The 25664-nt window shown below is 74.7% G+C and carries 19 protein-coding genes and 1 riboswitch; of the genes, 13 read left to right on the forward strand and 6 right to left on the reverse strand.

The genetic code is table 11. The annotated features are described in order from the left end of the window. Positions 1–53: 53 nt before the first annotated feature. The 5 genes from ACI8AA_RS05000 to glgX form a co-directional block, all read right to left on the reverse strand. A complete protein-coding gene (locus ACI8AA_RS05000) occupies positions 54–776 on the reverse strand; it encodes a dihydrofolate reductase family protein (RefSeq protein ID WP_457043410.1) in 723 nt (240 codons plus the stop codon). Beyond that, positions 776–2527: a malto-oligosyltrehalose trehalohydrolase gene (treZ, locus tag ACI8AA_RS05005; protein ID WP_457043411.1), complete on the reverse strand. Its 1752-nt coding sequence runs from the start codon at positions 2525–2527 to the stop codon at positions 776–778. Before treZ ends, ACI8AA_RS05000 begins: the two co-directional genes overlap by 1 nt. A gap of 110 nt (positions 2528–2637) precedes the next feature. Beyond that, on the reverse strand, positions 2638–3237 hold the full coding sequence (locus tag ACI8AA_RS05010) for a transglycosylase family protein (protein WP_457043412.1): 600 nt from the start codon (positions 3235–3237) through the stop codon (positions 2638–2640). A 3-nt stretch (positions 3238–3240) separates the two neighbouring features. Then, positions 3241–3375: riboswitch (cyclic di-AMP (ydaO/yuaA leader) on the reverse strand. Positions 3376–3622: 247 nt separating this feature from the next. Beyond that, the gene (gene treY, locus ACI8AA_RS05015; RefSeq protein ID WP_457043413.1) at positions 3623–5971 is read right to left on the reverse strand and encodes a malto-oligosyltrehalose synthase; all 2349 of its coding nucleotides are present in this window, start codon (positions 5969–5971) and stop codon (positions 3623–3625) included. Next, the gene (gene glgX / locus ACI8AA_RS05020) at positions 5968–8073 is read right to left on the reverse strand and encodes a glycogen debranching protein GlgX (protein WP_457043414.1); all 2106 of its coding nucleotides are present in this window, start codon (positions 8071–8073) and stop codon (positions 5968–5970) included. The genes treY and glgX overlap by 4 nt, the downstream gene beginning before the upstream one ends. Before the next feature lie 477 nt (positions 8074–8550). Between glgX and uvrB the strand changes: the two genes are divergently transcribed. From uvrB to ACI8AA_RS05065, 9 genes are all read left to right on the forward strand, one after another. Then, positions 8551–10668: an excinuclease ABC subunit UvrB gene (uvrB, locus tag ACI8AA_RS05025; protein WP_457043415.1), complete on the forward strand. Its 2118-nt coding sequence runs from the start codon at positions 8551–8553 to the stop codon at positions 10666–10668. A gap of 144 nt (positions 10669–10812) precedes the next feature. After that, positions 10813–12375: an alpha/beta hydrolase domain-containing protein gene (locus ACI8AA_RS05030; RefSeq protein WP_457043416.1), complete on the forward strand. Its 1563-nt coding sequence runs from the start codon at positions 10813–10815 to the stop codon at positions 12373–12375. Positions 12376–12618: 243 nt separating this feature from the next. Next, positions 12619–13728: a TerC family protein gene (locus tag ACI8AA_RS05035; RefSeq protein WP_457043417.1), complete on the forward strand. Its 1110-nt coding sequence runs from the start codon at positions 12619–12621 to the stop codon at positions 13726–13728. Positions 13729–13958: 230 nt separating this feature from the next. Further along, positions 13959–14552 carry a TerD family protein gene (locus tag ACI8AA_RS05040; RefSeq protein ID WP_457043418.1) on the forward strand — a complete coding sequence of 198 codons (594 nt, stop codon included), beginning with the start codon at positions 13959–13961 and terminating at the stop codon, positions 14550–14552. Positions 14553–14767: 215 nt separating this feature from the next. After that, complete coding sequence (locus tag ACI8AA_RS05045) at positions 14768–16135, forward strand: VWA domain-containing protein (RefSeq protein WP_457043419.1); 1368 nt, start codon at positions 14768–14770, stop codon at positions 16133–16135. Then, positions 16132–17361 (forward strand): HpcH/HpaI aldolase/citrate lyase family protein, encoded by a 1230-nt coding sequence (locus tag ACI8AA_RS05050; protein ID WP_457043420.1) that lies wholly within the window; start codon positions 16132–16134, stop codon positions 17359–17361. The genes ACI8AA_RS05045 and ACI8AA_RS05050 overlap by 4 nt, the downstream gene beginning before the upstream one ends. Continuing rightward, complete coding sequence (locus ACI8AA_RS05055; RefSeq protein WP_457043421.1) at positions 17358–18635, forward strand: phosphoribosyltransferase domain-containing protein; 1278 nt, start codon at positions 17358–17360, stop codon at positions 18633–18635. Before ACI8AA_RS05050 ends, ACI8AA_RS05055 begins: the two co-directional genes overlap by 4 nt. Then, entirely contained in the window at positions 18632–19759 is a 1128-nt protein-coding gene (locus tag ACI8AA_RS05060) for a cysteine protease StiP family protein (RefSeq protein ID WP_457043422.1), read from the forward strand. The genes ACI8AA_RS05055 and ACI8AA_RS05060 overlap by 4 nt, the downstream gene beginning before the upstream one ends. Beyond that, positions 19756–20565, forward strand: a complete 810-nt coding sequence (locus ACI8AA_RS05065; RefSeq protein WP_457043423.1) for a hypothetical protein — start codon at positions 19756–19758, stop codon at positions 20563–20565. Before ACI8AA_RS05060 ends, ACI8AA_RS05065 begins: the two co-directional genes overlap by 4 nt. Here the strand turns inward: ACI8AA_RS05065 and ACI8AA_RS05070 are convergent. Further along, positions 20562–21830: a hypothetical protein gene (locus tag ACI8AA_RS05070; RefSeq protein WP_457043424.1), complete on the reverse strand. Its 1269-nt coding sequence runs from the start codon at positions 21828–21830 to the stop codon at positions 20562–20564. The two genes, ACI8AA_RS05065 and ACI8AA_RS05070, sit on opposite strands and share 4 nt — an antisense overlap. 280 nt (positions 21831–22110) lie before the next feature. On the opposite strand from ACI8AA_RS05070, the gene ACI8AA_RS05075 reads away from it, so the two are divergent. The 4 genes from ACI8AA_RS05075 (at position 22111) to ACI8AA_RS05090 (ending at position 25592) form a co-directional block, all read left to right on the forward strand. Beyond that, positions 22111–23229 (forward strand): DUF475 domain-containing protein, encoded by a 1119-nt coding sequence (locus ACI8AA_RS05075; protein WP_457043425.1) that lies wholly within the window; start codon positions 22111–22113, stop codon positions 23227–23229. 135 nt (positions 23230–23364) lie between these two features. Next, on the forward strand, positions 23365–23982 hold the full coding sequence (locus tag ACI8AA_RS05080; RefSeq protein WP_457043426.1) for an AIM24 family protein: 618 nt from the start codon (positions 23365–23367) through the stop codon (positions 23980–23982). 3 nt (positions 23983–23985) lie between these two features. Then, a complete protein-coding gene (locus ACI8AA_RS05085) occupies positions 23986–24630 on the forward strand; it encodes an AIM24 family protein (protein ID WP_457043427.1) in 645 nt (214 codons plus the stop codon). Positions 24631–24641: 11 nt separating this feature from the next. Next, entirely contained in the window at positions 24642–25592 is a 951-nt protein-coding gene (locus ACI8AA_RS05090; protein ID WP_457043428.1) for an AIM24 family protein, read from the forward strand. Positions 25593–25664 lie beyond the last annotated feature (72 nt).

The raw sequence follows: 25664 nt of genomic DNA on the forward strand, positions 1-25664 counted from the left end.
TGGACCCCCGCCCCGGCAGGCCACCGTCGACCGGACGGGTGGCGTGGCGGGACTCAGTCCACCGCGTAGCGGGTGAACAGGACGCCGTCCTCCTCGAGCACCTGCACCAGCCGCGGGCGGACGACGTCGCGCAGCGCCCGGTCCAGCAGCCGCGCCTGCCCGCCGACCAGCGCGGGGGAGACGGTGAGGTCCAGCTCGTCGACGACGCCGGCGTCCAGCGCTGCCGACAGCAGCGCCGGCCCACCCTCGCACAGCGCCTGCTCGAACCCGCGGTCGGCGAGCCGGTCCAGGGCGAGCGGCAGGTCCACGTCGGCGTCCCCGCACACCAGCACGTCCACCCCGGCGTCGGCCAGCGCGGCCCGGCGAGCAGGGTCCGACGCGGCGCACGTCACCAGTAGCGTGGGCGGCCGCGCCAGCCGGCCCCCGGGCGCGAGCGAGGCGCGGCGGGAGACCACCGCGACCGGCAGCTCCGGCGCCCGGCCGAGCGCAGCGCGCCGCCGCCCGACCGGGGAGCCCGCCGTGACCGGGCCGTAGCCCTCGCCGGCCGCCGTCCCGTGCCCGACCAGGACGACGTCGGCCAGCGCGCGCAGCGTCGAGAACACCCGGCGGTCGCCGGGCGAGCCGAGGCCCGCGCTGACGCCGTCCACGGTGACCGCGCCGTCGAGCGAGGCGACGAAGTCCACGCGGAACGAGCGCCCGGGCGGCAGCGTGTAGGCCCCAGCCAGGTCGTCGTCGGTCAGGTCCGCCCCGTCGGGGGAGGGGAGCAGCCGGCGCATCAGGTGGTGACGACGGCCGCGCTCTCGGCCGGGACGGTCACCGCCGCGCCGTCCAGGGACGGCTCGTCGGCGGTCGCGAACAGCACCCCGGTGGCCGGGCGGTCCAGCTCCACCTGCTGCGGCTGCCCGGACAGGTTGGCCACCACCCGCAGCGTGCCGCGGTGCACCACGAGCACGCGGTCGTCGTCGTCCCAGCCGACCTCGACCGCCGACAGGTCCGGGTCGACCAGGTCCGGGTGCTGCCGGCGCAGCGCCAGCAGCGTCCGGTGCACCTCCAGCAGCCGCGCGTGCGGCTCCCGGCCGGGCTCGGACCAGTCCAGCTTCGAGCGGCGGAAGGTCTCGGGGTCCTGCGGGTCGGGCACCTCGTCGGCGTCCCAGCCGTGCTCGGCGAACTCGTTCTTGCGGCCCTCGGCCGTCGCCCGGCCGATGTCCGGGTCGGTGTGGCTGGTGAAGAACTGCCACGGCGTAGCGGCGCCCCACTCCTCGCCCATGAACAGCATCGGGGTGAAGGGGCTGGTGAGCACCAGGGTCGCGCCGACGGCGAGCAGGCCGGGGGACAGCGTCGCCGAGACGCGGTCCCCGATGGCGCGGTTGCCGACCTGGTCGTGGTCCTGCAGGTAGCCGAGGAACTTCCACCCCGGCAGCCGCGCGGTGTCCACCGGCCGGCCGTGCGAGCGGCGGCGGAAACTCGACCACGTGCCGTCGTGGAAGAAGGCGCCGGTGAGGGTCTTGGCCAGCCCGGCGAGACCGGCCTCGGCGAAGTCGCCGTAGTAGCCCTGGCCCTCGCCGGTGAGCGTCGCGTGCAGCGCGTGGTGGAAGTCGTCGCTCCACTGCGCGTGGATGCCGGTGCCGCCGGCCACCCGCGGGGTGACCATCCGGGGGTCGTTGAGGTCGCTCTCGGCGATCAGCGTGAGCGGCCGGCCGACGGCGACCGAGAGCCGGTCGACCTCCTGCGCCATCTCCTCGAGCACGTGGGTGGCGCGCTCGTCGACCAGGGCGTGGACGGCGTCGAGCCGCAGCCCGTCGACGTGCATGTCGCGCAGCCACATCAGGGCGTTGTCCAGGACGTAGCGGCGGACCTCGTCGGAGTCCGGCCCGGACAGGTTGACCGACTCGCCCCAGGTGTTCGCGCCGCCCTCCGAGAAGACCGGCATGAACAGCGGCAGGTAGTTGCCCGACGGGCCGAGGTGGTTGTAGACGACGTCCTGGATGACGCCGATCCCGCGCTGGTGGCAGGCGTCGACGAACCGCTGGTAGGCCGCGGGGCCGCCGTAGCTCTCCTGCACCGTGTACCAGAGCACGCCGTCGTAGCCCCAGTTGTGCGTGCCGTCGAAGCCGTTGACCGGCAGCAGCTCGACGAAGTCGACGCCGAGGTCGGCGAGGTGCCCGAGCCGGTCGATGGCCGAGTCGAGGGTGCCCTCGGGCGTGAACGTGCCGACGTGCAGCTCGTAGACGACGCCGCCGGCCAGCGGGCGCCCGGTCCAGGCGGTGTCGCCCCACGTGTAGGCCGACGGGTCGAACCGGCGGGACAGCCCGTGCACGCCGTCGGGCTGCCGGCGCGAGCGCGGGTCGGGGCGGGGGGTGTCGTCGTCGCCGAGCAGGTAGCCGTAGTCGGACTCCGGGCCGGCCTCGGCCTCGGCCCGCCACCAGCCGGCGTCGTCGCGGCGCATGTCGTGCACCGTGCCGTCGACCTGCAGGCGCACGCGCTCGGGCACGGGCGCCCAGACGGCGAACTCGACGGGTGCGGACATGCGGGGGCCTCCCAGCGGTAGTGCGGCTGACCGGTCCCTCTTGCCCGCTGCGGGCCGGGTCAACCGCGAGCGGCGGCCGGGGGAGCGGGTCCCCCGGCCGCCGCCCCGGGTCACGGCAGCTGCAGCAGCTGCCCGACGTAGATCTCGTCCGGGTTGCTGACCGTGCCGCTGTTGGCCGACCAGAGGGCCTTCCAGCCGCCCTCGACGCCCTGGGCTCGGGCGATCTTGCCCAGCGTGTCGCCGGACCGGACGGTGTACGAGCCGCCGGAGGCCCCGGCGGCGGACTCCCCGGCCCGGGCGGCCGGGGCGGGCTCGGCCGCGGCGGGAGCGGCGGCGGGCTCGGCGGCCGGCGAGCCGGCCTCCGGGGCGTCCGGGTTCAGGCCCTTGCCGCAGGTGGGCCAGGCACCCGGGCCCTGGACGTCGAGCGTGCGCTCGGCGACGGCGATCTGCTGCGCCTTGGTGGCCAGGTCGGCGCGCGCGGCGTACTCGGTGCCGCCGAAGGCCGCCCAGGTGGACTGGCTGAACTGCAGGCCGCCGTAGTAGCCGTTGCCGGTGTTGATGCTCCAGTTGCCGCTGGACTCGCACTGGGCGACGGCGTCCCAGTCGTTGGGGGCGGCGGCCGAGGCCGGGCCGGCGGCGACGCCGATCGCGGCCGCGGCCACGCCGGTCGTCACGAGGGCACGGCGGAGCAGGGACGTGGACGTGCGCATGGGGGATCTCCGATCCGCCGCCTGCGAGGTGAGCTGTCGGGTTCGGAGCGATCGGTGCCCCGGCCGCACGACGTGCGGCTTCACCCCGAGGCGCTGCGTCCGGTCCCCCCGTGACCGCGGTGCAGGCGCCGAAGTGGGTCCCCCACCCCCGTCCTGGCTGTGCAGGAGGAACGGAGCCCGGCGGACGGGGTTCGGCGGACCGGCTCCGGCACGCGGCTGTCATGGACCCGCGTGCGGGGCAAAGGTAACGGCCGCATCACGAGACGGCACACCCGCCCCACCCGTCACGGCGTGTCGCCCGGCGTCCCCGCGGCGGCCCGCGCCCGGCGGCCGGGGGGAGTCGCAGGTCACGGCGGCGCCGGCCGGCGCCGCCGTGACCTCCGTCTCACTCCCGGACGAGCAGGGCCACCGGCAGCCGGGCGAGCAGTTCCCCCACGGGCGCGCCGCCGGCGTGGGAGACGACCCGCGTGCCGGTGAGCACGTCGCGCCACCCGCCGGTCGGGAGCGCCAGCGCGGTGTCGCCCCAGCCGGTGGTGGCCAGCGCGACCGGCAGCCGTGTCGCCACCGTCACCGCGCCGTCCCGCTCTCCGGACCCACGGTCGAAGGCGACGACGTGCTGCGCGGCGGACCCGGTGGCCGCCACCGGGGTGTAGCCGGTGAACAGCCCGGGGTCGTCCCGCCGCAGCCGCAGCGCCCGCGAGACGACGAGCAGCTTGGCCGCGCCGGTCTCGTCGACGTCGGGCACCTCCCCGCCGTCGAGCCGGGCCAGCAGCGCGCGCCGCTCGTCGTAGTCGACCGGGCGGCGGTTGTCGGGGTCGACCAGGGAGTGGTCCCACAGCTCGGTGCCCTGGTAGACGTCCGGGACGCCGGGCATCGTCAGCTGCAGCAGTTTCTGCGCCAGCCCGTTGGACCGGCCGGCCGGGGTGATCCGCGCGACGAACGCCTCGACCTCGCGGTTCGTGGCCTCGTCGTCGAAGGCGGCGTCGACCATCGCGTGCAGCTGCGCCTCGAACGCCTCGTCGACGTCGGTCCACGTCGTCGACTGCCCGGCCTCGCGGGCGGCCTTCTCGGCGTAGGCGTGCGCCCGCTCGCGGGACAGCGGCCAGGCGCCGACCAGGTTCTGCCACACCAGGTGCGCCAGCGGCCGGTCGGGCAGCGGGTGGCGGGACAGCCAGCCGCGGACCAGGTCCGCCCACTCGGTCGGCACCTCGGCGAGGACGGCCAGGCGGGCCCGGGTGTCCTCGCTGCGCTTGGTGTCGTGCGTGGTCAGCGTCGTCATCGACTCGGGCTTGCGCTCCAGCCGCCGCGCCTGCGCCTCGTGGAACTCCCCCGGGGTGCTGCCGAAGCGCGCCGGGTCGCCGCCCACCTCGTTGAGCACCACGAACCGGGCCCACCGGTAGTACGCGCTGTCCTCGACGCCCTTGGCCATCACCGGGCCGCTGGTCTGCTCGAACCGGGTGGCCGCCTCGGTGCCGGCCTGCGCCAGCACCGGGTGCAGCGCGTCCACCGCGGCGACCAGGTCGGGACGGCGGTCGCGGACGTCGCCCACGGCGGCGTCGAGGTGCTCGCGGCCGTCGGGCAGGTAGGTGCGGTAGACCGAGAAGCTGGCCAGCAGCTCGGCCAGCGCCTCCTCCTCCGTCTCGACGTCGACGCCCGGCAGCTCGCCGATCACCCGCACCAGCCGGGCGACCTCGGAGCCGAGGATCCCGTCGGTGACCTCGCGCTTGCAGTCGTGCACCAGCTGCCCGTAGTCGACCGCCCGGCCGGACAGCTCGGTGTCCAGCGCGGTCAGCGCCGCCTCGCCGGCCGGGTCGACCAGGACGTCGTCGACCTCGGCCAGCGCGTCGTAGCCGGTGGTGCCGGCCGCCCGCCAGCTCTCCGGCAGGTCCTCGCCGGGCTCGAGGATCTTCTCGACCACCGTCCACCGGCCGCCCGACGCCTCGGCCAGCCGGTCCAGGTAGCCCTTGGGGTCGGCCAGGCCGTCGGGGTGGTCGATCCGCAGCCCGTCGACGGCGCCCTGCTCGACCAGCCGCAGCACCAGCTCGTGGGTGGCGCGGAAGACCTCCGGGTCCTCCACCCTCAGCCCGGCGAGGGTGTTGATGGCGAAGAACCGCCGGTAGTTGAGGTCGGCGTCCGCGCGCCGCCAGTCGACCAGCTCGTAGTGCTGCCGGTCGTGCACCTCCTGCGGGGTGCCCTCGCCGGTGCCGGGGGCGATCGGGAAGCGGTTGTCGTAGTACCGCAGCTCGGCCGTGCCGTCGGGGGTGGGGACGACCTCCAGCTTCTCCACGTCGTCGGCCGAGCCCAGCACCGGGATGCGGATCCGGCCGTTGCCGAAGTCCCAGTCGACGTCGAACGCGGACGCGTGCGCGCTGTCGCGGCCGTGCTGCAGCACGTCCCACCACCACGGCGCCTCGGCCGGGTCGGCCACGCCCATGTGGTTGGGCACCAGGTCGAGCACCAGGCCCAGCCCGTGCTCGTGCAGCGCGGCGACGAACCGGTCGAAGCCCTCCTGCCCGCCCCGCGGCTCGTCGACGTGCGCGTGGTCGACGGTGTCGTAGCCGTGCGTGCTGCCGGCGGCCGAGCGCAGCAGGGGGGAGGAGTAGGCGTGCGTGACACCGAGGTCGGCGAGGTAGCCGGCCACGGCGGCGGCGTCGTCGAGGGTGAACCCGGCGGTCACCTGCAGCCGGTAGGTCGCCGTCGGGACGCCCCGGCGGCGGTCGAGCTCCTCGCTCACGGGGCGGCCTGCAGCACGACGGTGGCGCGGGCCTCGACGCGGAGGACGTCGCCCGCCTTGACCTGCACCGGCTCCACCTCGCCCATCTCGGCGGTGTCGACGACGACCGTCCAGCCCTCGGCGTACTCCGACGGCGGCACGGTGAAGTCGATCGGCTCGTGGTGGGCGTTGAACGCCAGGTAGAAGCAGTCGTCGACGACGTCCTCGCCGCGCTCGTCGGTCTCCCGGATGCCGTGGCCGTTGAGGTACATGGCCAGCGACTTGGCGAAGCCGGCGTCCCAGTCCTCGTCGCTCATCAGCTCGCCGGACGGGGTGAACCAGGCGACGTCCTGCACCGGGTCGCCCTCCTCCCGGCGCACCGGCCGGCCGTGGAAGAACCGGCGGCGGCGGAACGTCGGGTGCTCGGTGCGCAGCCGGGTGACCAGCTTGGTGAACTCCAGCAGCCCCTCGTCGACCGACTCCCAGTCGATCCAGGTCAGCTCGGAGTCCTGGCAGTAGCCGTTGTTGTTGCCCCGCTGCGTGCGGCCGAGCTCGTCGCCGTGCAGCAGCATCGGCACGCCCTGGCTGAGCATCAGCGACACCAGGAAGTTGCGCCGCTGCCGGGCGCGCAGCTCGAGCACCTCGGCGTCGTCGGTCTCGCCCTCGACGCCGCAGTTCCAGCTGCGGTTGTGGCTCTCGCCGTCGTTGTTGTCCTCGCCGTTGGCCTCGTTGTGCTTGTCGTTGTAGGAGACGAGGTCGTTGAGGGTGAACCCGTCGTGCGCGGTGACGAAGTTGATGCTCGCCACCGGCCGGCGCCCGGAGTGCTTGTAGAGGTCGGCCGAGCCGGAGATGCGGCTGGCGAACTCGCCGATGGTGGCGTCCTCGCCGCGCCAGAAGTCGCGGACGGTGTCGCGGTACTTGCCGTTCCACTCGGTCCACAGCGCCGGGAAGTTGCCCACCTGGTAGCCGCCGTCGCCGACGTCCCAGGGCTCGGCGATGAGCTTGACCTGGCTGACGACCGGGTCCTGGTGCACCAGGTCGAAGAACGCCGACAGCCGGTCCACCTCGTGGAACTGGCGGGCCAGCGTGGAGGCGAGGTCGAAACGGAACCCGTCGACGTGCATCTCGGTGACCCAGTAGCGCAGCGAGTCCATGATCAGCTGCAGCGACTGCGGGTGCCGGACGTTGAGCGAGTTCCCGGTGCCCGTGGTGTCCATGTAGTACTGCTCGTCGCCCTCGACCAGCCGGTAGTAGGCCCGGTTGTCGATGCCCTTGAACGACAGGGTCGGGCCGTTGTGGTTGCCCTCGGCCGTGTGGTTGTAGACGACGTCGAGGATCACCTCGATGCCCGCCTCGTGCAGGGTCCGGACCATGCCCTTGAACTCCTGCACCTGCTGGCCGTCGGTGGCCTGGGCGTACTCGTTGTGCGGGGCGAAGAAGCCGATCGTGTTGTAGCCCCAGTAGTTGCGCAGGCCCTTCTGCAGCAGCGTGTCGTCCTGCACGAACTGGTGCACCGGCATGAGCTCGATCGCGGTGACGCCGAGGGACTGCAGGTGCTCGACGACCGCCGGGTGCGCGATGCCGGCGTAGGTGCCGCGCAGCTCCTCGGGGATCCGCGGGTGGGTCATGGTCAGGCCCTTGACGTGGGCCTCGTAGATGACCGTCTTGTTGTAGGGGGTCCGCGGCGGGCGGTCCACGCCCCAGTCGAAGTAGGGGTTGATGACGACGGACTTCGGCATGTGCGGCGCCGAGTCGTCGTCGTTGCGCTCGCCGCTGCCGAACCGGTAGCCGAAGCAGGCCTCGTCCCAGTCGATGGCGCCGTCGATCGCCTTGGCGTAGGGGTCGAGCAGCAGCTTGTTGGGGTTGCAGCGCTGCCCGTTCTCCGGGTCGTACGGGCCGTGCACGCGGTAGCCGTAGCGCTGCCCGGGCTGGATGCCGGGCAGGAACGCGTGCCAGACGTAGCCGTCCATCTCCGGGAGCCGGATCCGCTCCTCGTTGCCCTGCTCGTCGAACAGGCACAGCTCGACCTTCTCGGCGACCTCGCTGAACAGGGCGAAGTTGGTCCCGGTGCCGTCGTACGTGGCACCCAGCGGGTAGGCGGTTCCAGGCCACACCTGGGTCATCGAGTCTTTCCTCCTGCGCGGGCGCCCACGGGTGGTCCAGGGCGCGGTGGCCCCCCGCCGCGGCCGTCGGAGGGGGGTCGGGGCACTCGGTGCCCGCTGGTCCCCTTGCCCCATCCGGGCGGGTCCACACCTGACGCGGCGGACATCACGGCCGGTCGCCCGGGAGGCCCGGAGACGACGACGCCCTCCGCGGCCGGGGCCGGGAGGGCGTCGTGTGCGGGTCCGGTGCACGCCGGCGCGGGGCCGGGCACACCAGGTACCGAGGCGCGGGGCGCCGGGGTCCGACCTCGTCCGGGCATCCCGGGTGGCACTGGTCCCCGGCGCGGCACCGCGCCTGCAGGAGGGCACGCTAGCGGGTCCCGGGGCCGAGCACGAGCACGAGGGCGACGCGTCCGCAAGCGACACGCCCCGTCGGTCCCGTGATCACCACCCGTCACTCGCGGCGTCCTGTCACCGGGCGGTCGTACCGTCGTCCCCGTGCGCGCGACCTCCGACATCCGGCCCACCCAGGGGCGTTTCCGCGTCGTCAGCGAGTTCCAGCCCTCGGGCGACCAGCCGGCGGCGATCAAGGCCCTCGCGGAGCGGGTGGACTCCGGCGAGACGGACACCGTGCTCCTCGGCGCCACCGGCACCGGGAAGTCGGCCACCACGGCGTGGCTGATCGAGCAGGTCCAGCGGCCCACCCTGGTGATGGCGCCGAACAAGACGCTGGCCGCGCAGCTGGCCAACGAGTTCCGCGAGCTGCTGCCGGACAACGCCGTCGAGTACTTCGTGTCGTACTACGACTACTACCAGCCCGAGGCGTACGTCCCGCAGACCGACACCTACATCGAGAAGGACTCCTCGGTCAACGAGGAGGTCGAGCGGCTGCGGCACTCGGCCACCAACAGCCTGCTCACCCGGCGGGACGTCGTCGTGGTCTCCACCGTCTCCTGCATCTACGGCCTGGGCACGCCGCAGGAGTACGTCGACCGGGCGCTCAAGATCTCGGTGGGGGAGGAGCGCGACCGCGACGACCTGCTGCGGACCCTGGTCACCGAGCAGTACACCCGCAACGACCTCGCGTTCACCCGCGGCACCTTCCGCGTGCGCGGCGACACGATCGAGGTCTTCCCGGTGTACGAGGAGCTCGCCGTCCGGATCGAGATGTTCGGCGACGAGGTGGAGCGGCTGTACTACCTGCACCCGCTCACCGGCGAGGTGGTGCGCGAGGTCCAGGAGCTGTTCGTCTTCCCGGCCAGCCACTACGTCGCCGGCCCGGAGCGGATGGAGCGGGCGATCCGCACCATCGAGGCCGAGCTCGAGGAGCGGCTGGCCGAGCTGGAGAAGCAGGGCAAGCTGCTGGAGGCGCAGCGGCTGCGCATGCGCACCACCTACGACATCGAGATGATCCGCCAGGTCGGCTTCTGCTCCGGCATCGAGAACTACAGCCGGCACATCGACGGGCGGGCGCCGGGCAGCGCGGGCGCCTGTCTCATCGACTACTTCCCCGACGACTTCCTGCTGGTCATCGACGAGTCGCACGTGACCGTGCCGCAGATCGGCGGCATGTACGAGGGCGACATGAGCCGCAAGCGCACGCTGGTCGAGCACGGCTTCCGGCTGCCCTCGGCGATGGACAACCGCCCGCTGAAGTGGGAGGAGTTCACCGACCGGATCGGCCAGGCGGTCTACCTGTCGGCCACCCCGGGCCCCTACGAGCTCGGCCGCACCGGCGGCGAGTTCGTCGAGCAGGTCATCCGCCCCACCGGCCTGGTCGACCCGGAGGTCGTGGTCAAGCCGACCAAGGGCCAGATCGACGACCTGGTGGGCGAGATCCGCGAGCGCACCGAGAAGGACGAGCGCGTCCTGGTCACCACGCTGACCAAGAAGATGGCCGAGGACCTCACCGACTACCTGCTCGAGCTCGGCATCAAGGTCCGCTACCTGCACTCGGAGGTCGACACCCTGCGCCGGGTGGAGCTGCTGCGCGAGCTGCGGCAGGGCGAGTACGACGTGCTGGTCGGGATCAACCTGCTGCGGGAGGGCCTGGACCTGCCCGAGGTGTCGCTGGTGGCGATCCTCGACGCCGACAAGGAGGGCTTCCTCCGGTCGACCACCTCGCTGATCCAGACCATCGGCCGCGCGGCGCGCAACGTGTCCGGCGAGGTGCACATGTACGCCGACAAGGTCACCCCGTCGATGGCGCAGGCGATCGACGAGACCAACCGGCGCCGCGAGAAGCAGATCGCCTACAACACCGCCAACGGCATCGACCCGCAGCCGCTGCGCAAGAAGATCGTCGACATCCTCGACGGCATCTACCGCGAGTCCGAGGACGCCGAGGCCGCCACCGAGCTGATCGGCGGGTCGGGCCGGCAGCAGTCGCGGGGGAAGGCGCCGGTGCCGGGGCTGTCGTCGAAGGGCCGGTCCAAGGCCGGCGCGATCGACGTCCAGGGCCTGCCGCGCGCGGAGCTGGCCGACCTCATCACGCAGATGAACGAGCAGATGCTGGCCGCCGCCCGGGAGCTGCAGTTCGAGGTGGCCGCCCGGCTGCGCGACGAGCTCGCCGAGCTGAAGAAGGAGCTGCGCCAGTTCGACGCCGCCCACGCCTGACGAAGGACCCCCAGGCCCCCCACCCGCTCGCAGGCTCGCGGCGGGCCCCTGCCAGGGGCCGGGGGCCTCGACCCCGCGTGTGACACACGTCGCAGGAACGTTACGTTCGGGACCGCCCCCGTCCCGGACGAAGGAGTCCTCCGCGTGACCGTCTCCCGTTCCCCGCGCCGTGCCCTGCGGCGCGGGCTCGCCGCCGCCGCGCTCGCGGCCCTGTCCGTGGGCGCGGCCGCCCCGGCGACGGCCGCGCCCGGCGGCTGGCGCCCCGCGCCGCTGGCGTCGGCGATCACCGCCGTCGACACCACGAGCACCCCGATCAGCGTCGGCGGGGAGGCGTGGACCCGCACCACCGGCACCGTCTCCGGCGTCGTCGACCCGCGGGAGCAGGTCGCCGGGCTGGCCGGGCTGCCGCGGGACGCCCGCGGCCTGGTGCCCTGGACCAGCGAGTTCGAGCTGATCGCCCCCGCCGACCCGCGCGGCAGCGACGTCGTCCTGGTCGAGGCGGAGAACCGCGGCCGGCCCGCCGTGCTGCTGTCCGCGCTGGGCTTCCCGTTGGCCGGGGACGCCAGCCCGGTCGGCTCGGTCTACCCCGACGGCCTGGGCAACGGCTGGCTGGCCGGCCAGGACCTGTCCTACGCGCGGGTGCAGTGGGAGACCGGCATCTCGCCCGGCGTGCCCGCGGCCGCCCAGGGCGTCGGCGAGGTGATCGTGCGCGACCTCGGCCGGCTGCTCGAGGGCACCGCGCCGCGCCCGACGGGGACCGCCCTGCCGGTCTACCGCGCCTCGGTGCTCGCCGGCATCAGCCAGAGCGCGTGGTTCGTCGACACCTTCGTCGCCGAGGGCTTCAACGCCGACGACCGCACCGGCCGCGGGGTGTACGACGCCGCGGTCGCCGTCTCCGGCGCCGGCAACTGGCTGGCCGTCAACCAGCTCGCCGGCGACGCCGCGCAGCGGCCCTACGTGCTGGAGGACGGCGTCCCGCTCACCTACGGCCAGATGCTCACCCGGCCGAAGAGCGACCCGCTGTTCGTCGACGTCGCCGCCTACACCGACTACCACCGGCTCCGCGCGAGCGTCACCGCGACCGCCGACCGCCCGCGCGACGTCGTCCGCTACGACTGGCCCGCCCCGCACGCCGGCGTCGCCGCCTACCCCGACGCCGTCGTCTTCGGCCAGCTGCGCTGCAACGGCGGCACGCCGGTCCCGCGGAACCCGATCTCCTACAACCCGCACCTGCGCACGCTGCTCGCCGACGTGACCGCGGTCGTGCGGCACCCGGGCCAGGGCGACCGGCGGCTGCTGCCGCCGTCGGCGGTCTTCGCGCTGCAGCCGGCGCCGGCCGGGGACCGGCAGTCCTTCAACGACCTGCCCGGCGTCGAGCTGCAGGTCCCGCGCACCGACCCGGGGAATGCCCAGCCGGTCGGCGGGGTGCGCTTCCCCGACGCCGTCGTGCCGCTGGGCCGGCCGGTCCCGGTCGCGCTGGCCCCGGTCGGGACGACGTCGATCACCGACGTGTGCGGCAACTGGGGCGGCTGGCAGCCGTACACCGCGGCCGAGCTGGCGCAGCGGTACGGCTCGGTCGACGGCTACCTGGCGCAGTACGCCGCCGCGGTGGACGCCCAGGTCCGCGACGGGTACCTCGACGCGTCCGAGCGGGCGGGGCTGCTGGCCGCCGCCCGCGCCGCCTACCTGGCCGCGCCGCAGGGGTGAGCTGACCCCCGTCCGCGGAGGAGAGGGGCGCCCGGGAACCCCGGGCGCCCCTCGTCCGTTGTGCCCTGTGACTCCGCCGGGTGCGCTGCGCCGTGCCCGCGGAGCCGTGGAGGGGAGTATCCCGCCCGCGGTGACGTCGTCAGCACGGGTACGCGTACCCCGGCGTCACCGGCCGGCCGCCGTCGGGGCCGGTGGGAGAGACCTCCGGTGCTGACTGCTGCCAGTGGACCGGAGGTACCTGCGTTGGACGTCCCCTTCTTCGTCTGGGCGATCACGATCGCCGCCATCGTGGCCATGATCGTCTTCGACTTCGTCGGCCACGTGCGGACGCCGCACGCCCCGTCGTTGAAGGAGGCGGCGACCTGGTCGGCGGTGTACGTCGCGATCGCGGTGCTGTTCGGCATCGGCGTGTGGGTCTTCGCCGGCGGGACGTACGGCGGGGAGTACTTCGCCGGCTACATCACCGAGAAGAGCCTGTCGGTCGACAACCTCTTCGTCTTCGTCCTGATCATGGCCAGCTTCGCGGTGCCCCGGGAGCTGCAGCAGAAGGTGCTGCTGTTCGGCATCGCGTTCGCCCTGGTCCTGCGGACGATCTTCATCTTCCTCGGCGCCGCGGCGATCGAGAACTTCAGCTGGGTCTTCTACCTGTTCGGCGCGTTCCTCATCTACACCGCGATCGCCCAGGCGCGGGCCGGCGGGGACGAGGACGAGGAGTTCAAGGAGAACGGCTTCCTGCGGCTGGTCCGCCGGGTCATCCCCACGACGTCGGACTACCACGGCGACCGGATGACCACGCGGCTGGACGGCAAGCGCTACATCACCCCGCTGGCCATCGCCCTGGTCGCCATCGGCAGCGCCGACATCCTCTTCGCCGTCGACTCGATCCCGGCGATCTTCGGGCTGACCGAGGAGACCTTCCTCGTCTTCACCGCCAACGCCTTCTCGCTGCTGGGCCTGCGGCAGCTGTTCTTCCTCATCGACGGCCTGCTCGACCGGCTGGTCTACCTGCACTACGGCCTCGCGGTCATCCTCGGCTTCATCGGCGTCAAGCTGCTGATCCACGCGCTGCACGAGAACGAGCTGCCGTTCATCAACGGCGGCGAGCACGTCACGGCCATCCCGGAGATCCCGACCTGGCTGTCGCTGTCGGTCATCGTCGTCACCCTGCTGGTCACCACGGTCGCGAGCCTGGCCCGCAGCCGCCGCGACGCCCGCGAGGCCGTGCCGCACGCCGAGCCCGGGCGGGGGGCCGCGGCGGTCGCGGGGGAGACCGGCGTGCCGACGGTGCAGCACGAGACGGGGGAGCGCCCCGCCGCGGCGCCGGCGCGGCGCACCGACGGCCGCCCCGGGTGACGCGCGGGTGACCACCGGGAGGACGGCAGGCCGACGACGCCGGTGTGCCTGTTGCTCCCGGTGATCGTGCGGCACGATCCAGGACACGTCCGCTCCGCTGGGTGCCCGACCGGCACCCCGCGCAGCGGTGCCGGGGAAGGCGCCGGGCACTCCGCCCGCGTCCCCCGGCGGCGCCGGTCCATCCGGTGTCCGGTGCAGCGGCGACCGCCGCTGCGCTCCCCGACGGTGACATGGGAGTCCAACTGATGGGTGTCAGCCTCTCCAAGGGCGGGAACGTCTCGCTGACCAAGGAGGCGCCGGGCCTGACCGCGGTGAACGTCGGCCTCGGCTGGGACGTCAACACGTTCTCCGGGGGCGACTTCGACCTCGACGCGTCGGCGATCATGCTCGACGCCAACGGCAAGGTCACCCCCGACGACTCGGGCTTCATCTTCTTCAACAACCTGCGCAGCCCCGACGGCTCCGTCGTGCACGTCGGTGACAACCTCACCGGCCAGGGCGAGGGCGACGACGAGGTCATCCAGGTCAACCTGGCGGGCGTGCCGCCGACCTGCGACAAGATCGTCTTCCCGGTGTCGATCTACGACGCCGACAACCGGAAGCAGAACTTCGGCGCAGTGCGCAACGCGTTCATCCGCATCGTCAACCAGGCCAACGGCCAGGAGATCGCCCGCTACGACCTCACCGAGGACGCCTCGGTCGAGACCGCCATGGTGTTCGGCGAGCTCTACCGCAACGGCCCCGACTGGAAGTTCCGTGCCGTCGGCCAGGGCTACGCCTCCGGCCTGCGCGGCATCGCCCAGGACTTCGGCGTCAACGTCTGACCCCGCCGGGCCCGGACGCGCACCCGCGTCCGGGCCCGGTCCCTCCGGCGGTGCGGCGACCCCACCCGCCGGGGTCCCGCCCTGCCCGCACCAGCTCCCGAGAAGCACCAGCCCCCGAGAAGCACCAGCCCCCGAGAACCCGGAGGTCCCCTCGTCATGCCCGACCGCACCCGCCCCGTGACCACCGCCCCCCGGTCCGTCTGAGCGGCACCGGAGTGGTCCACGTCCTCACCCGGGGCGGCAACGTCGGGCTGGCCCAGGCCGGCCTCACCGGCCCCGTCGTCGTCACGCTGACCTGGACGCCGGCTCCCGGCGTCGACGCCGACCTGTCGGCGTTCCTCACCACCGCGGCCGGCCGGGTCCGCAGCGACGACGACTTCGTCTTCTACAACCAGCCCAGCGGCGCCGGCGGCGCCGTGCGCCACCTCGGCAAGACCGCCCGCGGCGGCGCCACCATTGACCAGGTCCGCATCGACCCGGCCGCGCTGCCCGCCGACGTGGAGAAGGTCGTCATCGGCGCCTCCCTCGACGGCGCGGGCACCTTCGGCGGGCTGTCCGGGCTCGCCGTCGAGGTGGGCCCCGAGGGCGGCGCGGCGCCTGCGATCCGCTGCGAGCTGGCCGCCGGCCCCGAGACCGCGCTGGTGTTCGCCGAGGTCTACCGCCGCGGCGCGGAGTGGAAGGTGCGCGCCGTCGGGCAGGGCTTCACGAACGGCCTGGCCGGGATGGCCACCGACGTCGGCGTGAGCGTCGACGACGAGCCCGCCCCCGCGGCCACCGCCCCCGCCGCCCCGGCCGCCGCCCCTGCTGCCCCGGCCGCGGCTCCGGTCAGCATGGAGAAGAAGCGGCTGGTCGACCTCGAGAAGAAGCTGTCGTCCTCGGCGCCGCAGATGCTCTCCCTGGTCAAGACCGCCGGCGTCAGCCTGGGGAAGCGCGGCCTGGGGGAGCACACCGCCCGCGTCGCGCTGGTCCTCGACATCTCCGGCTCGATGGCCGAGCTCTACCGCACCGGCGCCGTGCAGCGGCTGGCCGAGCGGGTCCTCGCCCTCGGCCTGCGCTTCGACGACGACGGCGTCGTCGACGTCTTCCTGTTCGGCAAGGACGTGCACCAGCCCCCGGGCCTGCGCCTGGAGGGCCACCAGCAGTACATCGCCGACCTCACCCGGCAGTACCGGCTGGAGTACGACACCCGCTACGGCGCGGCGATGGCCGCCGTCCGGAAGGCCTACTTCGGCGACAGCCGCGACCGCGTGGAGCCGCAGCCGGCGCAGGTGCCGGTCTACGTCATGTTCCTGACCGATGGCGCGCCCAGCGACAAGTCGGTCGCGACCAAGCAGCTCAAGGCGGCGTCCTTCGAGCCGGTGTTCTGGCAGTTCATGGGCATCGGCCCGGAGCGGCAGTTCAGCTACCTGCAGCGCCTGGACGACCTCGAGGGCCGCTACACCGACAACGCCGACTTCTTCGCGGTCAGCGAGGGTGACCTCATGGGCCGCCGGCCGATCAGCGACGACGCGCTGTTCGACCGGCTCATGACCGAGTACCCCGACTGGCTGCGGCGGGCGCGCGCCCAGGGGCTGCTCCGGTGACCCCCCAGCAGGAGGCGCCGACGGTGCGCCACTTCTCCCACCTCACCGACGGCGAGCGCGAGCAGCTGTTCGCCGTCCCGCCGGGCGAGGTCGGGCCGGCGACGCCGCGCGGCGTGCTGGCGCTGGCCCTCGGCGCGACGCTCTACAGCCCCGGCACGCGGCCGGCGCTGGACGTCGACGCGGCCCGGGCGGCCGCGATCGGCGCCACGAGCGTGGTCTGGTGCCTCGAGGACGCCGTCCCGCACGCGGCCGTCCCCGACGCCGAGGCCAACGTCGTCGCCGCGCTGCAGCGGATCGACCGGCGCGCCGCCGCTGGCGACCGGCCGGCGCTGCCGCTGCTGTTCGTCCGGGTGCGCACGCCGGACCAGATCCGCCGGATCGCGTCGGCCGCCGGGCCGGCGCTGGCGCGGCTGACCGGGTTCAGCCTGCCCAAGGCCACCGGCGCCACGCTGGCGCCGATGCTCACGACGGTCGAGGAGGTCGCCGCCGCGCTGGGGCAGCCGCTGTACGGCATGCCGATCCTGGAGACGCCCGACCTCGCCTGGCGGGAGACCCGCGCCGACGCGCTCGCCGCCCTGGCCGCGGTGGTCGAGGCCCACCGGGAGTCGGTGCTGTGCCTGCGGGTGGGCGGCACCGACCTGTCCGGGCTGTTCGGCCTGCGCCGCGACCGCGACACCACGATCTGGGACGTCGCCGTCGTCCGGGACGTCCTGGCCGACGTGGTCAACACGTTCACCCGCGGCGGCGAGCACGTGGTCACCGGCGCGGTGTGGGAGCACATCCCCGGCCCCCGGCTGTTCAAGCCACAGCTGCGCCAGACGCCGTTCAGCGACCAGCACGAGGGCGGCCTGCGGCAGCGGATGATCGCCGGTGACCTCGACGGGCTGATCCGCGAGGTCACCCTCGACAAGGCCAACGGCGTGCTCGGCAAGACCGTCATCCACCCGGCGCACGTCTCGGTGGTCAACGCGCTGCTCACCGTCTCCCGTTCGGAGTACGACGACGCCCTCGAGATCCTCATGGCCCGCGGCCAGGGCGGTATCGCGGTGTCCGGGAACGGGCGGATGAACGAGATCGGCCCGCACGCGCTGTGGGCGGAGCTGATCAGCCGCCGCGCCGCGGTCTACGGCGTCGTCGCCGACGAGGCCGCGCTGGTGGACCTGCTGTCCACCGGGCAGCGCCGGCTCGCCGAGGTGTTCGCCGGCGGGGAGGCGCAGCGCGCGTGACCGCCACCCTCCCCGGTGCCGCAGCCTGGCTGGGCGGCACCGTCTCCGGCCTGCTCGACGTCGTGCCCGCGGACCCCGGCCGCTTCGCCGAGCTGTGCGGCCTGGCGCTGCGGGACAACCCGCGCCGGGCGCACCTGGTCGTCTCCCGCGTCCTCGGCAAGCACGTGCCGGCCGCGCCGGCCGCCGTCCTCGGCGCCGGGGCCGCGGTGGGCGACGCCGTCGCCGCGGTCCTGGACGGCGAGGCGCCCGGCCTGGTCATCGGCTACTGCGAGACGGCGACCGGCCTCGGCCACGCCGCCGCCGACCGGCTCGGCGCGGCCTACCTGCACACCACCCGCCGCGTGCACCCGGGCGTGCCGGTGGCCGCCGCGTTCGAGGAGGAGCACTCGCACGCGGTCGCGCACGCCCTGCAGCCGGCCGGGCCGGTGACGCTGGACACGCCCGGTCCGCTGGTGCTGGTCGACGACGAGCTCACCTCCGGCCGCACGGCGCTCAACACCGTCGCCGAGCTGCACGCCCGCTGGCCGCGCGAGCGGTACGTCGTCGCCACGCTGCTCGACGCGCGCACCCCGGCCGCCCGCGCGGCGTTCGCCGAGCGCGCGGAGGCGCTGGGCGTGCGGGTCGACGTCGCCGCCGTCCTCACCACGGAGCTCGCCCTGCCCGCCGACGTCCTCGCCCGGGCCGCGGCCGCCCGCGCCGCCCTGCCCGGCCCCGCGCCGGTCCCGGCCGGCGCGCCGGGCGCGGTCCGGACGCACGCGGGCCTGTGGCCGGCCGGCGTCCCGACCACCGCCCGGCACGGCCTGACCCCCGCCGGCAGCGGCCGCCTCGCGGAGGCCGCCGACGCCGTCGCCGCCGCGCTGGCGGCGGAGCTGGCCGGCAGCCGCGGGGTGCTCGTCCTCGGCACCGAGGAGCTCATGCACGCGCCCACCACCGTCGCGGCGTGCCTGGCCGGGCGGCTGCCCGGCACCCCCGTCACCACCCAGTCGACCACCCGGAGCCCCGTGCACGCCGCCGACGACCCCGGCTACGCCCTGCGCCGCAGCCTGTCCTTCCCCGCGCCCGACGAGCCCGCCCGCGTCTCCCGCGTGCACAACCTCGCCGACCCCGCCGCCGTCCCGGCCGCCGGCCGCTGGGCCGACCAGCGGGCCGACGACGTCGTCGTGGTCGTGGACGCCCCGGCGGAGGACTGCGCGCCGATGGCGGAGGCGCTGCGCCCGTTCGCCGCCCGCGCGGTGCACCTGGTGCCCGTGCCGCTCGCGGAGCCGGCCCGATGACCGCGGTGCAGCCGGGCCTGGCGCCCGCCGTCCCCGGCCGGTTCGGCTCCTACGCACCCGAGGAGGTGACCTGGCTCCTCACCGACCTGTCGTCGGTCGCGCTGGAGCGCGGCACCGAGGACCGCGAGGAGGCCATCCAGTCGGGCACCCACTACTCGGAGATGCTGCCGGTCGAGTACCAGCCCGACGACGACTACCTGGCGCTGTTCACCGCCGCGCTGGAGACCTCGGCCGGGCGGCTCGCCGAGGCCGTCGCCCGGGTCGGCGAGCTGGTCTGGGACGCCGCGGCCGTGCACGGGCAGACGCCGGTGCTGGTGTCGCTGGCCCGCGCCGGGACGCCGATCGGCGTGCTGCTGCGCCGCTGGTTCCTCGCCTCCCGCGGCGTCGCGGTGCCGCACTACACGGTCTCGATCATCCGCGGCCGCGGCATCGACCAGGTCGCGATGGCGCACGTGCTGGCCCGGCACCCGGCGTCGGCGGTGCGGTTCGTCGACGGCTGGACCGGCAAGGGCGCGATCCAGCGGCAGCTCACCGAGGCCGTCGCCGGCTGGGTCGCCGCGCACCCGGAGGACGCCGCCCTCGACGACCGGCTCGCCGTCCTGGCCGACCCGGGCCTGTGCACCGAGCTGTACGGCACCCGCGACGACTTCCTCATCCCGAGCGCCTGCCTGAACAGCACGGTGTCCGGGCTGGTGTCGCGCACCGTGCTGCGCGACGACCTCATCGGCCCCGGCATGTTCCACGGCGCGAAGTACTACGCCGAGCTCGCCCCCGCCGACGTCTCCGGGCTGTTCGTCGACACCGTCGCCGCCGCGTTCCCCGCGCAGGCGCCGGCCGCCGACGTCCCGCCCGCCGAGCGCCGGCCGACCTGGGCCGGGTGGGCGGCGGTCGAGGCGATCGCCGCGGAGTTCGGCATCGCCGACGTCAACCTGGTCAAGCCCGGGGTGGGGGAGACGACGCGGGTGCTGCTGCGCCGGGTGCCCTGGCAGGTGCTGGTCCGCCCCGACCGGGCCGAGGACCTGCGGCACGTCGCCGCGCTGGCCCGGGCCCGCGGGGTGCCGCTGGGCGAGGTGCCGGACCTGCCGTACTCCTGCGTCGGGCTGATCCGGCCGGTGGGCCGGTGACCGCGGTCCTCACGGCGACGCTGGCCGCCGTCGACCTCGACCGCACGCTCATCTACTCCGCGGCCGCGGCCGGGACGACCGAGGGGCTGGAGGTCGTCGAGCACCTGGACGGCGCGCCGCTGTCGCACGCGACGCCCACCTCGTGGCGGCTGCTCGCCGAGCTGGCGGAACGGGCACTGCTGGTCCCGGTCACCACCCGCACCGTGGCGCAGTACGAGCGGGTGCGGCTGCCCGTCGTCCCGCGGTACGCGCTGTGCGCCAACGGCGGCGTGCTGCTCGCCGACGGCGTCCGCGACCCCGACTGGGACGACTGGGCGGCGGCGACCGCCGCGCAGGCCGCGCCGCTGCCGGAGCTGCTCGCCCTGCTCGAGGCGGTCGCCGGGCAGCCGTGGGTGCGCACCGTGCGCGCCGCCGAGGGGCTGTTCTGCTACCTGGTCGCGCACGCCCGTGACGCGATCCCGCGGGACTGGCTGGAGGAGACCGGCGCGGCCGTCACCGCCGCCGGCGCGACGCTGTCGGTGCAGGGCCGCAAGGTGTACGTCGTCCCCGCCGGGCTGTCCAAGGCCGCCGGGCTGCTCCGGCTGCGCCGGCTGCTGGCGGGGGAGGGGACCGCGCCGCGGCTGCTGTGCGCCGGCGACAGCCTGCTCGACGCGCCGATGCTGCTCGCCGCCGACGCCGCCGTCCGCCCCGCGCACGGCGAGCTGCACGAGCAGGGCTGGACCGGCGCGCGGGTCGCGGTCACCGCGGCCAGCGGCGCCGCGGCGGGCGAGGAGATCGTCCGCTGGCTGCTCGACCGCGCGGGCTAGTCCGCCCGCGCGGTCCGCACCAGCCGGTCCAGGCCGTCCTCGATCGACTGCGCCTCGCGCAGCACCGCGCCCCAGTCCGGGCGGCGGCCCCGGGCCGCCTCCTCCAGCGGCGGCAACCGCCGGGCGAGGTCCTCGAACGTGCGGCGGAAGCGGCGGGCGCGCTCCTCGGGCAGCCCGCCGAGGAACCGCCGGGCGTCGACGACGGCGCGCTGCACCTCGCCGAGCAGCGACCCGGGGTCGGCGGCGACGGCGTCGAGCCGCTGCAGCCGCCCGGTCACGGCGCGCACCTCGTCGTCCACCCGGCCCGCGGCCGCCCGCACCCGGGCCAGCAGCGCGGCGGCCGCGGGCACGTCGAGGACCGGCGCCCCGAGCGCCCCCTCCAGCGCGGTCAGCGCCTCGTCGGCCTCGGCCAGCGCCTCGGCAGCCCGCTGCGGCGCGCGCTCGACGTCGGACCACGCGGTGAGCGGGTAGCGGCGGCGCAGCTCGCTCATCACCGGCGCCAGCCGCTCGTGCCGGGTGCCCAGTGCCTCGCGGCGGGTGCGGACGGAGGCGGCGCCCCGGCGGACCTCCGCGGCCCGCTCCGGCAGCGCCCGCGCCCGCGCGGCGGCCGCCTCGGCCTCCCGGCGGCCCTTCTCGGCGGCGTCCAGCGCGGGCGCGGCGTGCCGGGCGGCCAGGTCGGCGGCGGCGCCGGCGGCGAGGCGCTCGGCGTCGGCGAGGACGCCGTCCAGGCCGGGGTCGGCCAGCCCGGCGGCGCCGGCGGCGTCCAGCGCCGCGCGGGCGGTGGCCACGGCGTCGCGGGTCGCGGACACCGCGCGGGCGGCCGCGGCGCGGGCGCGGGAGGCGGCGGCGAGCACCTCGCCGTACTGGTCGCGGAAGCGCTGGACCTGGCCGAGCACCTCGCGCAGCGCCGTGGCCGCGGCGCCCAGCTCCGCGGCGGCGGCGCGGGCCGCGCCCGGCTCGGCGTCCGCTGCGGGGTCGTGGGCGGACAGCGCCTGCAGGTAGTGTCCGATGACGGCGTCGGCGTGGGTGGAGAGGTCCCGCCAGTCGCGGGCCAACGAGTCAGGGGCGGGGATGCGGTGATGAGCCCGTCGTCCGCCCGCCGGTGCGCCCACCTCCTCCGCGGCGGCGACGGCGTCCGGCAGGTCGGCCAGGGCGGCGTCCAGCTCCAGCATCGCCGCGGCCGCGGCCTCCCGCGCCGCCGCGGCCTCCCGCCGGGGGGCGTCGCGGTCGCGCCGCCACCAGGAGGTGCCGCCGGGTGCGCTCACGACCGCCTCCCCTCGCCGTCGCCCGCGTCCGGCGGGGCGGTCCGGCACCCGCGCGGTCCGGAGGCCCGTGGATACCACGCCGGGACCCCGCACGTGGGCACGGGCGGCCGGCGCCGCCCGGTCCGCTGAACGCGTCCCTTCCGCCGCCCCGCCGCGGGCCGGCGGGAACCGGGACCCGCCGGGGTCCGTTGGACCACCGGCCCGCCTCCCGCCCGATCCGGCCCGCACGTCCCTGTCGTCGTCGTCGCCCGGCACCCCCGGCGGCGGAGAGGAACCCCTGATGCTCCGCTACTTCGGCTTCTCCGTCGGTCTGACGGTGGCCGCGCTCGTCACCGCCGTGTTCTTCGGCGGGCCGGCGGCCCTGCTGGCCGTCGCCGTCCTCGGCGTCCTCGAGGTCTGCCTGTCCTTCGACAACGCCGTGGTCAACGCCAAGGTGCTGCGCCGCATGAGCCCGCTGTGGCGGAAGCTGTTCCTCTACGTCGGCATCTTCATCGCCGTGTTCGGCATGCGGCTGCTGCTGCCGATCGTCCTGGTGTCGGTGACGGCGCAGCTGTCGATCCCCGAGGTGTGGGACCTGGCGCTGTCGGACCAGGAGGCCTACGCCGAGAACGTCGAGGCCGCGGCCGAGGCGATCTACACCTTCGGCGGGATCTTCCTGCTGATGATCTTCCTGAACTTCCTCTTCGACGAGGAGCGGGACATCCACTGGCTGTCGTGGCTGGAGAAGCCGCTGGCCAAGGCCGGCAAGCTGCCCTACCTCGCGATCGTCATCGCCCTGGCGGTCATCTACGTCGGCTCGCAGATCGCCGACGACGACAAGTACGCCACGGTGCTCATGTCCGGCCTCGCCGGCCTGTTCACCTACCTGCTCATCGGCGGGCTCAACGAGCTCATGGAGGCCCCCGAGACCGACGACGAGGACGACGTCGCCCCGACCGGGCAGACCGCGGGCAACGGCACCGGGGACACCGCCACCAAGGCGGTCGCGGGCGCCGGGTTCGCCGCGTTCCTCTACCTCGAGGTGCTCGACGCGTCGTTCTCCTTCGACGGCGTCATCGGCGCGTTCGCCATCAGCAGCGACATCTTCATCATCGCGCTGGGCCTGGGCATCGGCGCCTTCTGGGTGCGGTCGCTGACCATCTACATGGTCGACAAGGGCACCCTCGACGAGTACCGCTACCTCGAGCACGGCGCGATGTGGGCCATCGGCTTCCTCGCCGCGATCATGATCCTCGAGCTGCGGTTCCACATCAGCGAGTACGTCACCGGCCTCACCGGCCTGCTGTTCATCATCGCCGCGGTGATCAGCAGCATCGTCGTCTCGCGGCGGGAGCGCGCCGAGGTCGCGGCCGCCGACCGGCCGGGCGAGCGCGACGAGGTGCCCGCCGGCCAGAGCTGAGCGCAGGCGCTCTCCAGCGGCCCCGGGACACCCGCCCCGGGGCCGCCGGGCGTCCGCGGCGGGTGGTCTACCGCGGGACCGGGGAGCCGGATACGGTCCGCCCGGTTTCCCGTTCCCGCACCGAGAGGTCCGTCGTTGGCACAGCTCACCGCCCAGAAACGCGTCCTGCACGCCGACCTGCACGGGGACCGCATCCGGGCCGCCAGCGGCTCGATGGTCGCCTTCGAGGGGAACGTCGACTTCAAGAACTCCGGGATGGGCGGGGGCGGCGGCATGCGCGCCGCCCTCAAGCGGGCCGTCGCCGGCGAGAGCATCTCGCTGATGGACTGCGCCGGACACGGCCGGGTGTACCTCGCCAAGGACGCGATGGACGTCCTCGTCGTCGACCTGGCCGGCGACACGCTGACCGTGGAGAGCGAGCACGTCCTCGCCCACACCGAGCACCTGCGCCTCGACGTCCAGTTCTCCGGGCTGCGCGGCGTGACCAGCGGCCAGGGCCTGGCCACCACGACCGTCACCGGGCAGGGTCAGGTCGCGATCGTGTCCGAGGGCCCGGTCATGGCGCTGGAGGTCGCGCCCGGCACGGACCTGGTGGTCGACCCCGACGCCTACGTCGGCTCCCGCGGCCAGCTGTCGATGAACCTGGTCAGCGGCGTCTCGTGGAAGTCCCTCGTCGGCGAGGGCTCCGGCGAGCCCTTCTCCCTCCGCTTCACCGGGCACGGCCTGGTGCTCGTCCAGTCCTCGGAGCGCTGAGCCGTGCCGTTCGAGACCGTCAACAGCAAGGTCGTGCGCGCGCACGTCGGCCCGGCCAACCCGGTGCTCGCCCGCCGCGGCGCGATGCTCGGCTACTCCGGGCAGGTCACCTTCCGCCCGGTGCACGGCCAGGGCCGCGGCATCGGCGGCATGGTCGGCGCGGCGATGTCGGGGGAGTCCAACCCGATGATGGCCACCGAGGGCAGCGGCCAGGTGCTCTACGGCTACAAGGGCATGCACGTCACCGTCCTCGAGCTCGACGGCTCCGCCCCGCTGGTCTGCGAGGCCGACCGGCTGCTCGTGCACGACGCGAACCTGCAGACCAGCGTGCAGTTCCTCGGCTCCGGCGGGCTCAGGTCCGCGATCAGCGGCGCCATGACCGGGCAGGGCCTGTTCACGACCAACCTCCACGGCCGCGGGTCGGTGGCGCTGCTCGCCCACGGCGGCGCCTTCCCGCTGCAGCTCAACGGGCAGCAGGTCGGCGTCGACCCGCAGGCCTACGTCGGCCACGTCGGCCAGCTCTCGGTGGACCTCGCGGCCAAGGTCGGCTTCCGCGACGTCGTCGGCCGCGGCTCCGGCGAGGCCTTCCAGTTGAAGATCAGCGGCCACGGCACGGTGTACGTGCAGGCCAGCGAGCAGAAGTTCTGAGGACGGCGACGATGACCTACCCGCCGAACAACCCCTACGGCGGCCAGCCCCAGCCCGGGTACGGGCAGCCGCCGCAGCCCGGCTACGGCCAGCCCGGGTACGGGCAGCCGCCGCAGCCCGGCTACGGCCAGCCCGGGTACGGGCAGCCGCCGCAGCCCGGCTACGGGCAGCCCCCGCCGCCCGGGTACGGCCAGCCCCCGGCCGGGCCGCCGGCCGGCGTGCCGAGCACGCTCAGCGCGCAGTCGCTGCCCGACGACGACAACGTCAACCCCTACGTCTTCTGCATCGCGCTCAACGGCGAGTGGTTCATGAGCAAGGGCGCGATGCTCGCCTACTACGGCAACGTCCAGTTCGACGCCGTCAGCGAGTACTCCTCGGTGCAGGCGTGGGTGGCCCACCGGTTCTCCAGCCCGGTCTACGTGCAGGACTGGGTGGTCGCCCAGGGCCACGGCAAGGTGCTCATCGGGGACCGCGGGTTCGACCTGAACTCCTACGACCTCGACGACGGCAACCTGACGATCAAGGCCGGCAACCTCTGCGCGTTCTCCAAGGACCTGGAGCTCAAGCAGTCGATCGTCCCGGGCTTCGTCACGCTCATCGGGACGGGGAAGTTCATCGCCTCGTCCAACGGGCCGGTGATCTTCGTCGAGCCGCCGTTCCGGGCCGATCCCGAGGCGCTGCTCGGCTGGGCCGACTGCCCGGCGCCGTCGGTGCACCACGACGCCCAGTGGATGACCCAGAGCTTCCTCGGCGCGCTCACCGGCGCGCTCGGCCGCGCCTCGGGCGAGGAGCGGCAGTACGACTTCACCGGCAAGGGCACGATCCTGCTGCAGTCCTCCGAGATCGCCCGGGAGGACCCGGCGGTGCTGCGGCTGGTCGAGTCGCAGACCCAGCTGCTCACCAACAGCCAGGCCGGCTCGCTCGGCCAGCGGCTGGTCGCCCGCGCCCAGCAGCAGCACTGAGCGCCCCCCGGCCGGGGTCCCGCGCGGGACCCCGGCCGGGGGGCGCTCAGTGCTGCTGCTGGGCGCGGGCGA

It is taken from the genome of Geodermatophilus sp. SYSU D01180, assembly GCF_054050415.1.

What these genes read in the sequence shown, in the direction of transcription:
- ACI8AA_RS05040 (WP_457043418.1), top strand. Translation starts at nt 13,959, where the DNA reads ATGGGAGTCCAACTGATGGGTGTCAGCCTCTCCAAGGGCGGGAACGTC.
- ACI8AA_RS05000 (WP_457043410.1), bottom strand. Translation starts at nt 776, where the DNA reads ATGCGCCGGCTGCTCCCCTCCCCCGACGGGGCGGACCTGACCGACGAC.
- ACI8AA_RS05075 (WP_457043425.1), top strand. Translation starts at nt 22,111, where the DNA reads ATGCTCCGCTACTTCGGCTTCTCCGTCGGTCTGACGGTGGCCGCGCTC.
- treZ (WP_457043411.1), bottom strand. Translation starts at nt 2,527, where the DNA reads ATGTCCGCACCCGTCGAGTTCGCCGTCTGGGCGCCCGTGCCCGAGCGC.
- ACI8AA_RS05090 (WP_457043428.1), top strand. Translation starts at nt 24,642, where the DNA reads ATGACCTACCCGCCGAACAACCCCTACGGCGGCCAGCCCCAGCCCGGG.
- ACI8AA_RS05010 (WP_457043412.1), bottom strand. Translation starts at nt 3,237, where the DNA reads ATGCGCACGTCCACGTCCCTGCTCCGCCGTGCCCTCGTGACGACCGGC.
- ACI8AA_RS05060 (WP_457043422.1), top strand. Translation starts at nt 18,632, where the DNA reads ATGACCGCGGTGCAGCCGGGCCTGGCGCCCGCCGTCCCCGGCCGGTTC.
- glgX (WP_457043414.1), bottom strand. Translation starts at nt 8,073, where the DNA reads ATGACCCAGGTGTGGCCTGGAACCGCCTACCCGCTGGGTGCCACGTAC.